This window comes from Actinosynnema sp. NPDC059797 (assembly GCF_042732085.1).
Lineage (GTDB): Bacteria > Actinomycetota > Actinomycetes > Mycobacteriales > Pseudonocardiaceae > Actinosynnema.
In genome coordinates this window covers 1-9,008 of sequence record NZ_JBHWIE010000292.1, presented here as the reverse complement: position 1 = coordinate 9,008, position 9,008 = coordinate 1, and the positions used below count along the sequence as shown (strand labels likewise).

The 9,008-nt window shown below is 73.5% G+C and carries 9 protein-coding genes; 7 read left to right on the top strand and 2 right to left on the bottom strand.

Annotated elements, in window-relative coordinates; all coding sequences use genetic code 11:
• Window positions 1–44: 44 nt before the first annotated feature.
• Window positions 45–533, bottom strand: coding sequence for a beta-class carbonic anhydrase (locus ACFV4N_RS34815; RefSeq protein WP_499676915.1), 489 nt, complete (start codon window positions 531–533; stop codon window positions 45–47).
• 114 nt (window positions 534–647) lie between these two features.
• Here ACFV4N_RS34815 and ACFV4N_RS34810 point away from each other — a divergent pair, with 114 nt between their 5' ends.
• Window positions 648–2,153 (top strand): serine/threonine-protein kinase, encoded by a 1,506-nt coding sequence (locus tag ACFV4N_RS34810; RefSeq protein ID WP_499676914.1) that lies wholly within the window; start codon window positions 648–650, stop codon window positions 2,151–2,153.
• A gap of 7 nt (window positions 2,154–2,160) precedes the next feature.
• Here ACFV4N_RS34810 and ACFV4N_RS34805 read toward each other — a convergent pair whose 3' ends face one another.
• Window positions 2,161–2,418, bottom strand: coding sequence for a DUF2631 domain-containing protein (locus ACFV4N_RS34805; protein ID WP_499676913.1), 258 nt, complete (start codon window positions 2,416–2,418; stop codon window positions 2,161–2,163).
• Window positions 2,419–2,628: 210 nt separating this feature from the next.
• On the opposite strand from ACFV4N_RS34805, the gene ACFV4N_RS34800 reads away from it, so the two are divergent.
• The 6 genes from ACFV4N_RS34800 to ACFV4N_RS34775 are packed head-to-tail and all read left to right on the top strand — an operon-like array spanning window position 2,629 to window position 8,923.
• Entirely contained in the window at window positions 2,629–3,786 is a 1,158-nt protein-coding gene (locus tag ACFV4N_RS34800) for an ABC transporter ATP-binding protein (protein ID WP_499676912.1), read from the top strand.
• Complete coding sequence (locus ACFV4N_RS34795) at window positions 3,783–4,931, top strand: polyamine ABC transporter substrate-binding protein (protein ID WP_499676911.1); 1,149 nt, start codon at window positions 3,783–3,785, stop codon at window positions 4,929–4,931. The genes ACFV4N_RS34800 and ACFV4N_RS34795 overlap by 4 nt, the downstream gene beginning before the upstream one ends.
• Window positions 4,931–5,773: an ABC transporter permease gene (locus ACFV4N_RS34790; RefSeq protein WP_499676910.1), complete on the top strand. Its 843-nt coding sequence runs from the start codon at window positions 4,931–4,933 to the stop codon at window positions 5,771–5,773. The genes ACFV4N_RS34795 and ACFV4N_RS34790 overlap by 1 nt, the downstream gene beginning before the upstream one ends.
• Window positions 5,770–6,576, top strand: coding sequence for an ABC transporter permease (locus ACFV4N_RS34785; RefSeq protein ID WP_499676909.1), 807 nt, complete (start codon window positions 5,770–5,772; stop codon window positions 6,574–6,576). The genes ACFV4N_RS34790 and ACFV4N_RS34785 overlap by 4 nt, the downstream gene beginning before the upstream one ends.
• 58 nt (window positions 6,577–6,634) lie before the next feature.
• Window positions 6,635–8,269, top strand: a complete 1,635-nt coding sequence (locus tag ACFV4N_RS34780; RefSeq protein WP_499676908.1) for a sensor histidine kinase — start codon at window positions 6,635–6,637, stop codon at window positions 8,267–8,269.
• Between the two features lie 3 nt (window positions 8,270–8,272).
• Window positions 8,273–8,923: a response regulator gene (locus tag ACFV4N_RS34775; RefSeq protein WP_499676907.1), complete on the top strand. Its 651-nt coding sequence runs from the start codon at window positions 8,273–8,275 to the stop codon at window positions 8,921–8,923.
• Window positions 8,924–9,008: the final 85 nt, after the last annotated feature.

The following is a 9,008-nucleotide window of genomic DNA, read 5'->3' as shown; positions in this document are numbered from 1 at the left end:
GTGGGGCGCTGGGGGCGTGGCTGGGGGCGCCCGCTCCTCCTGGGTCACACCACCTCGTTCAGCTTCCCCGTCGCCACGTCGAACACGAAGCCCCGGATCGAGTCCTTCACCGGCACGAACGGGCTGTTGCGGATCCGCGCGACCGACTGCCGCACGTCCTCCTCCACGTCGCCGAACGCCTCGGCCGCCCACGCGGGCTTCACCCCGACCTCGTCCTGGATCGACCTCTTGAACCCGTCGTCGGTGAAGGTCAGCATCCCGCAGTCCGTGTGGTGGATCAGGATGATCTCCCGCGTGCCCAGCAGCCGCTGGCTGATCGCCAGCGACCGGATCCCGTCCTCGGTCACCACGCCGCCCGCGTTGCGGATGACGTGCGCCTCGCCCTCGTCCAGCCCCAGCGCCCGGTAGACGTCGAGGCGGGCGTCCATGCACGCCACCACGGCGACCCCCTTGGCGGGCGGCAGGGGCAGCGGGCCGGAGAACCCGGCGGCGTAGGCGGCGTTGTTGGCGAGCAGTTCGTCCGTCACGGACATGGCGTGGTCCTGTCTACTGGGAGTAACGGAGCGTTACTGAGCCAACTGCCACATGCGCATGCGTGCAACCGGTGTTCAGCCGGTGGGACCAGGTGACCGGCTACCATCCAGCCGTTGGTCTACGAGGGGGGACTGGTGCGGTCGAAGCTGGTCGCGGGCCGGTACGCGATCGTGCGCGAGCTGGGGCGCGGCGGCATGGGCGTGGTCTGGCTGGCCGAGGACCGGGTGATCGGGCGGCGCGTCGCGCTCAAGGAACTCCGGACCACCTCGAACACCGACGTGGAGCGCGTCCTGCGCGAAGCCCGCACCGCCGGCCGGCTCAACAGCCCCGCCGTGGTCACCGTGCACGACGTGCTGTCCGAGCACGGCACCACCTACCTGGTGATGGAGCTGGTCGAGGCGCCGACCCTGGCCGACCTGATGCGCCGCGGCCCGCTGCCCGCCGAACGGGTCGCCGCGATCGGGCTGGCGGTCCTGGAGGCGCTGGAGACCGCCCACGCGGCGGGCGTGGTGCACCGGGACGTCAAGCCGGGCAACATCATGGTGCTGCCCGACGGCCGGGTGAAGCTCGCCGACTTCGGCATCGCCCGCGCGCTGGACGACCCGGGCCTGACCGCGACCGGCGGCGTCATGGGCTCGCCCGGCTACCTGGCGCCGGAGCTGTTCGCGGGCGCGCCGCCCTCGCCCGCCTCCGACCTGTGGGCGCTCGGCGCGACCCTGTTCCACGCCGCCGAGGGCCGGTCGCCGTTCCAGCGCGAGACGACCGCCGCCACGCTGCACGCCGTCCTGCACGAGGAGCCGGTGCCCACCCGGTGCCGCGGCCCGCTGGCCGCCGCGATCAGGGGCCTGCTGACCCAGTCGGCCGCCGAGCGCCTGACCGCCGCCGGGGTGCGCCGGCTGCTGGCCGGCGTCCGGGCGCCGCAGCGGTCCGCCGAGCCGGACACGGTGGTCATGGCGCCGGTCACGTCGTCACGGGGCGGCGGCACCCGGCTGCACCCGCGGGACGCCGCCGCGCCGCGCGGGAAGCGGGTCGCGGTGCTGGCGGGCGCGGGCGCCGCGGTGACCGCCGTCGCGGTGGGCGCGGCGTTCGCGCTGGCGCCCGGACCCGAGGCGGGGCGCGCGGTCGGGGCGGCGAGCCGGTCACCGGCGGTCACGACCACCGCGCCGAGCGCCGCGTCGTCCCCGGTCGCCCCGACCACCACGACGACGACCACCACCACGACCACCACGCAGGCGCCGCCGCCGAGGCAGACCACCGACCTGACCCGGTTCCGCAGCGCGGAGGGCTGGCACTACACCGGTTCCACGCTGATCCCCGTGCCCGCCGGCTACGCGCCGGAGGTCCAGCTGGGCAAGCTGGTCGCCACGCCCGAAGCGGGCACCGTGCCGCTGTACTCGTGCCAGATCACCAACAGCCCGGACCGGATGACCTCGCCGGACGCGGGCTGCGAGGGGCAGACCGTGCACGGGCTGCTCGGCCACGTGTTCGCCCAGCAGCCCGCCGACGCCTCCGCGTTACCGGTCTACCGCTGCAACGCGGGCGGGCACCACTTCGAGTCGCTCGACCCCGTCTGCGAGGGCCACCCCACCGAGTTCCAGCTCGGCTGGGTCCTCGTCTGAGGGGGCTTCAGCGGCGCCAGGGGGTGCGGCCGCGCACCTGGAGCCAGATCAGGGCCAGGGCCATGGCCACGCCGATCGCGATGACCCAGACGTTCTCGACCCGGCCCTTGTGGTTGCCGATCAGCATCGAGAACACCGCGAGGGTCGACAGCCAGCCCGCGATCTTGATGCCCTTGGGGAACGTGCCGTGCCAACCCCACTCGGCCGACGGCTCGTCGTGGGGGTCGACCGCCGGACGCCTGTCCAGCTCAGAGGACGAAGACACAGCCGCACGACCTTCCTGCCCGATCACGTTCGCTTGCGCGGCAATCGTCGCACACGACCGGCCCGGGTGAGACGTGAGGTGCGCGGCACCGCCGCGACGTCTACCCTCGGCCCTCGCGCCCGTCCGCACCGCACCCCACCCGTTCGAACCCGACGCTCGGCGCTGCCCAAAAGGCAAGCCCCGGGGCCGAGAGCCAGGAAAGGCGACGAGTTGACCGAACAGCCGGTCCACGGCTTCCACCCGGCCGAGGCGCGAACGCCCGACACGTTCGCGCCCGTCGAGGTCGGCCTCCACGGCGTCACCAAGCGCTTCGCCGACCAGACCGCCGTGGACGACGTCACGCTGCGGGTGCACGAAGGCGAGTTCTTCTCGGTGCTCGGGCCCTCCGGCTGCGGCAAGACGACGCTGCTGCGCATGATCGCGGGCTTCGAGCACCCGACGGCGGGCCGGATCGAGCTGGACGGCGTGGACATGGTGGGCGTGCCGCCCTACCGGCGGGACGTGAACACCGTCTTCCAGTCCTACGCCCTGTTCCCGCACATGTCGGTGTGGGACAACGTCGCCTACGGCGTCAAGCGCAAGGGCGTGCGCGGCGCGGAGCTGAAGAAGGTGGTCGATGGGCACCTGGAACTGGTTCGACTCCAGCAGTACGCCAAGCGGCGGCCGGCGCAGCTGTCCGGCGGCCAGCAGCAGCGGGTCGCCATCGCCCGCGCGCTCGCCGCGGGACCCCGGCTCCTCCTGCTCGACGAACCGCTGGGCGCGTTGGACGCGGTGCTCCGCAAGGAGCTCCAGATCGAGCTGATGCGCATCCAGCGCGAGGTCGGCACCACGTTCCTGTACGTGACGCACGACCAGGAGGAGGCGCTCGTGCTGTCCCACCGCATCGCGGTGATGAACGCCGGTCGCCTGGAGCAGGTCGGCTACCCGGAGGACGTCTACGAGCGGCCCGCGACCAGGTTCGTGGCCGGCTTCATCGGCACCTCCAACATCCTGGACGCGCGGGTGTCCGGTGTGGACGGGGACTGGGTGCTGCTGGAGGCGCCGGGCGTCACCGGCCTGCGCGCGCCGCTGGGCGGCCGGGCCGTCCGGCACGGGCAGCGGGTCGCGGCGACCGTGCGCCCCGAGAAGGTGCACCTGCACGACCTGGACGACGAGCCGCCGGGCGGCTGGTGCGTGCTCACCGGCACCGTGCGCGACGTCGTCTACACCGGCGTGTCCACGCAGTACGCGGTGGACGTGCCCGGCGGGGCCGAGCTGGTCGCCTTCGCCCAGAACACCCGCCGCGTCGCCGACGCGGGCACGCCCGGACAACCCGTGCGCATGGCCTGGGAACCCGACTTCACCGTGCTGTTGGAGAACGCAGAATGACTGAGCAGAACCTCCGGATCGCCCGCTTGTGGGACACCGACGGCGCCCGGGTGACGCGGCGCGCGATGCTGCGGTCCACCGCGTTCTTCGCGCTGGCCGCCACCGGCGCGTGCGGCGTCGGCAGCGCGCCGAGCACCACGGGCCCCGCGCCCGCGTCGAAGGTGAAGGCGACCAACGCCCGCGCCGAGCCGAGGCTGAACTTCTACAACTGGACCGACTACATCGCCGACGACACCCTGTCCGGCTTCACCGAGGCGTCGGGCGTCGAGGTCACCTACGACAACTTCAGCACCAACGACGAGATGGAGGCCAAGATCGCCTCCGGCGCGGCGGGCTACGACCTCGTGGTGCCCAGCGACAACTTCCTGCGCCGGTTCCTGCGCTCCGGGCTGCTCTCGCCGCTGGACCACGACCTGCTGCCGAACCTGCGCAACCTGGAGCGGCGGTTCGCCGAGGCCGACTACGACCCGGGCAACCAGTACTCCGTGCCGTGGGCGTGGGGCACCACCGGCCTGGCCTACTCCACCTCCCAGCTCGGCGAGGTGACCGGCTTCTCGGCCTACGACCTGGCCGCCGCGCAGGGCCGCGCCACGATCCTGGACGAGGCCCGCGACGGCCTGGCGGTCGGGCTGCTCATGCTCGGGCACGACCCCAACACCACGGACGAGAAGCAGCTCGCCGAGGCGGTGACCGCGCTGCTGGAGCTGAAGAAGAAGCTCGGCCAGATCACCTCGGACGTGATCGAGCCGCTGACCGCCGGCCAGGTGCCGCTGGCCCAGGCCTACTCCGGCGACGCGTTCCAGGCCCGCGACACCAACCCCGACATCGCCTACGCCATCCCCACCGAGGGCGGCCTGTCCTACGTGGACCTGCTGTGCGTGCCCAAGGACGCGCCGCACGCCGAGAACGCGCACAAGTTCATCAACTACGTCCTGGAGCCCGAGGTCGGCGCGGCCCTGGCCAACGCCATCCGCTACGGCAGCCCCAACGAGGCCGCCAAGCCGTTCATCGAGCCCGAGCTGCTCGACGACCCGCTGGTGTACCCCTCGGCCGAGCAGCTCGCCAAGCTGCCGTTCACCAAGGACCTGGGCGCGGACGTGGAGGCCCGCTACGCCGACGCGTGGACCAGGGTCAAGACCGGCTGATGGCGCGTCCCCGCTGGCTCGTCGCCACCGGCCTGCTCGCGCCGACCGGGCTGTGGCTGGGGCTGTTCTTCCTCGCGCCGCTGGCGCTCGTGGTGCAGTTCAGCTTCGCCACCCGCGACACGGGCGTGGCGCGGGCGGTGCTGCCGTGGACCACCCAGGCCTACGCGACCGCCATGGACCCGGCGTTCCTGCCGATCTTCGGCCGCACGCTGGCCTACGCGTGCGCCACCACGGCGCTGTGCCTGCTGCTGGGCTTCCCGCTGGCCTGGTTCATCGCCCGGCACGGCGGCCGGTACCGGACGGCGCTGCTGGCGGCCGTGCTGGTGCCGTTCTGGTCGAGCTACCTGGCCCGGATCTACGCGTGGAAGGCGCTGCTGGACGGCGAGGGCCTGGTCAACACCCTGCTCGGGCACGTGGGCCTGGACCGCGACGGCGGGTTCCTGCTCACCCACGGCGCGGTGGTGCTCGGCCTGACCTACGGGTTCCTGCCGTTCATGGTGCTGCCGCTGTACGTGGCGTGCGAGCGGTTCGACCACCGCCTGGTGGAGGCCTCCCACGACCTGGGGCACGGGCGCGCGTCGACGTTCCTCCGGGTGGTGCTGCCGGGGGTCGCGCCGGGCGTGCTGGCCGGGTCGCTGCTGGTCCTGGTGCCCTCGGCGGGCGACTTCGTGACGCCGAGGCTGCTCGGCGGCGTCGACCAGTCGACGTTCGGCAGCGTGATCGACGACCAGTTCCGGGGCGGCAACAACTGGCCGCTCGGGTCGGCGATGGCGGTGCTGCTGCTGGTGCTCGTGGTGATCGTGCTGGTGCTGCGCGGCAGGCGCGGGGAGGACGTGCTGTGACCCGGCGGCCGTGGGTGCTCGGCGGGGTCGCCGCGCTGGTGCTCGCCTTCCTGTACGCGCCGATCGCCTGGCTGGCGGCGGTGTCGTTCAACGACTCGCGGTCGCTGAGCCGGATCACCGGCCTGTCGACCCGGTGGTACGCGCAACTCGTCGGGGACGACCGGGTGCTCGACGCGCTGGGCCTGACCCTCAGGCTGGCCCTGACCAGCGCGGTCGTGTCCACCGCGATCGGCACGCTGGCCGCGTTCGGCCTGCGGCGGGCGTTCCCGGGTCGCGGTCCGTGGACGGTGCTGCTGAGCCTGCCGCTGGTGGTGCCCGAGGTGGTGCTGGGCGTGGCGATGCTGGGGTTCTGCGTGAAGCTCGCGGGCATCCCGCTGGGCTTCGGCGCGCTGCTGGCCGCGCACGTGGCGTTCTCGCTGAGCTTCGTGGTCGTGGTGGTGCGGTCGCGGGTGGCGGGCATGGACCCCCGGCTGGAGGAGGCCGCCGCGGACCTCGGCGCGAGCCCGCTGGTGGCGTTCCGCACGGTCACGCTGCCGCTGGTGGCGCCGGCGGTGGCGGCGGGCGCGGCGTTCGCGTTCCTGCTGTCGTTCGACGACGTGGTGACGTCGAGCTACCTGACCGGCGTCGGCTCGACCACGCTGCCGGTGTTCGTCTACGCGCAGGCGAGCAAGCGGGGCGTGTCGCCGGAGATCGTGGCGCTGTCGACGCTGCTGGTCGCGGTGACCGCGGTGCTGCTGGTGGCGGGCGTGCTGGTGACGGCCTGGCGGGCCCGCCGGGCGGGCGCGGCGTCAACTTTCGTCTGAAGCGTCGAATACCGATGTACGCCGACGCGGTTCCGCCGCTTCTCTACCGTGGGCTGCTGTGACGTCTGTCGTTGAGCGGCTCCGGGGCGACCTGCCGGTCCTCCGGGTGGCCCCCGTGGAGTTCCTGCGGGAGCACGCCCGGCGCCTGTCCGGGGTGACGCCGTGGCGCGCGGGGCGCGAGGTGCTGGCGGTGCTGGTGCTGCTGGCGCTGGACGTGTTCCCCGGCTGGCTGGGCGGCGAGCCCGACCGACCGCTGTGGGTGCTGCTGGCCATGGGCGCCGGCTACGCGGCGCTGTACCTGGCGCGGCTGATGTTCCCGGCGCTGGCGCTGCTGGCCGGCACCTGGGCGGTGTTCAGCACCCAGCACGGCGGCGTCGTGCTGGTCATCATGCTCAGCTACGCCGCCGGCTACCGGATCATCCCGTGGCAGCGCGCGCTGCTGACCGCCGTGCTGGCGCTGGCGCTGCACATGCTGGCCTGGGACGTGTCCACGCCGGGGCTGAGCGGGCTGTTCGGGTCGTGGGTGATGCTGACCGTCTACGGCATGGTGGTGGCCCTGCCGTTCCTGGTCGGCCGGTACGTCGCGCAGCGGAACGCGCTGGTCGCGGCGTTGCAGGAGCGCGAGGAACGGGTGGTGCGCGAGCGGCGCATGGTGTCGCGCCAGGTCCGGCTGCGCGAGCGCAACCGGATCGCCCAGGACATGCACGACAGCCTCGGCCACCGGCTCAGCCTCATCTCGGTGCACGCGGGCGCGCTGGCGCTGGACGGCGGGCTGGGCGAGCGCCAGCGCGAGGCGGTGGGGGTGCTGCGCACCGCCGCGCTCACCGCCATGGAGGAGCTGCGCGGCGTCATCGGCGTGCTGCGGCGCGACGAGGAGCCCGACGAGGACCCGGTCCGGCGCACCGTGGACGCGATCGACGAGCTGGTCGAGGGCGCGCGGCGGGCCGGGGTGCGGGTGAGCCTGGTGCGCGGCGGCCAGCCGGTCGCGCTGCCCGCGAAGGTCAGCCACGCCGCCTACCGCATCGCCCAGGAGGGCCTGACCAACGCCAGCAAGCACGCGCCGGGCGCGAGCGTCCAGGTGACGGTGAAGTACGAGCCGGACGCGCTGGTGGTGGAGGTCCGCAACAACGCGCCGCGCGTCAAGCCGCCCAAGGGCGCCGGGTTCGGCCTGATCGGGCTCGGCGAGCGGGTGCGCCTGGCGGGCGGGATGCTGCACGTCGGCGAGTTGGCCACCGGCGGCTTCCGGATCGCGGCCGTGCTGCCCTACGAGGACACCGCAGCGGCCGACGACGAGCCGCCCGACGAGGAGCCCGCCGCGACCGCCAAGCCGAGCGGCATCCGCAAGTGGGCGGGCGTCGGCTCGATCGTGCTGGCCGCGACCGTGGTGGTCGTGGTGGTCGGCGGCTACACGTGGCTGGGCATCCAGCCCGCCACCAAGGTCGTCGACCAGCGGCTCTACGAGTCGATCGAGGTCGGGCAGGCCGAGGCCGAGGTGGTGGCGAGGCTGCCCGGCGGCGCGGAGCCGCCGGTCGGCGACCTGAAGTCGGACGCGTCGCCCGAGCCGCAGGGCGCGAACTGCGTGTACCGCGTGGCGGACGAGCAGACCTACTCGTCGCGGGCGACGAGGGTCGTGCGGTTCTGCTTCGCGGACGGCAAGCTGATCGAGAAGAAAACCCACCTCCAGGGGATGTGAACGGTGATCCGGGTCCTCATCGCCGACGACGAGCCGCTGATGCGCGCGGGCATCAAGGCCATCCTCGGCACCGCAGACGACATCGAGCTGGTCGCCGAGGCCGGCGACGGGCGGGAGGCCGTGCGGATCGCGCGGGAGCGGCGGGTGGACGTCGCCGTGCTCGACATCCGCATGCCGCGGCTGGACGGGCTGTCGGCCGCGCGCGAGCTGCGGTCGGTGGCGCCCTCGGTGCGGGTCGTGGTGCTGACCACGTTCGGCGAGGACGACAACATCGTCCGGGCGCTGTCGGACGGCGCGGCGGGGTTCCTGCTGAAGGACTCGGCGCCGGAGGAGCTGCTGCGCGCGGTGCGGGCCGTGCACGCGGGCGAGGCGTACCTGTCGCCGATGGTGACCAGCCGGGTGGTCGGGATGGTCGCCCAGGTGGGCCAGCCGCGCCGCCAGGAGGCGATGCGCCAGGTCGAGGCGCTGACCGAGCGCGAGGTCGAGGTGCTGGCGCTGCTGGGGCTGGGCATGTCGAACGCGGACGTGGGCCAGCGGCTGCACATGAGCGAGGCGACCGTGAAGACCTACGTGAGCAGGCTGCTGGCCAAGCTGGGGCTCACCAACCGGGTGCAGGCGGCGCTGCTGGCGCGCGACGCGGGGCTGGCGGGCTGACCGACGGGCGCCCGCCGAGTCGCGCAAACGTTTGCGCGCGAACCGGGCGGACCGGGACGTGGCGCGGCCCCCCGCGACGGGAGTC

Excerpts from the sequence above, each read along its gene's own strand:
- ACFV4N_RS34815 (WP_499676915.1), bottom strand. The coding sequence starts at position 533 with ATGTCCGTGACGGACGAACTGCTCGCCAACAACGCCGCCTACGCCGCC.
- ACFV4N_RS34795 (WP_499676911.1), top strand. The coding sequence starts at position 3,783 with ATGACTGAGCAGAACCTCCGGATCGCCCGCTTGTGGGACACCGACGGC.
- ACFV4N_RS34790 (WP_499676910.1), top strand. The coding sequence starts at position 4,931 with ATGGCGCGTCCCCGCTGGCTCGTCGCCACCGGCCTGCTCGCGCCGACC.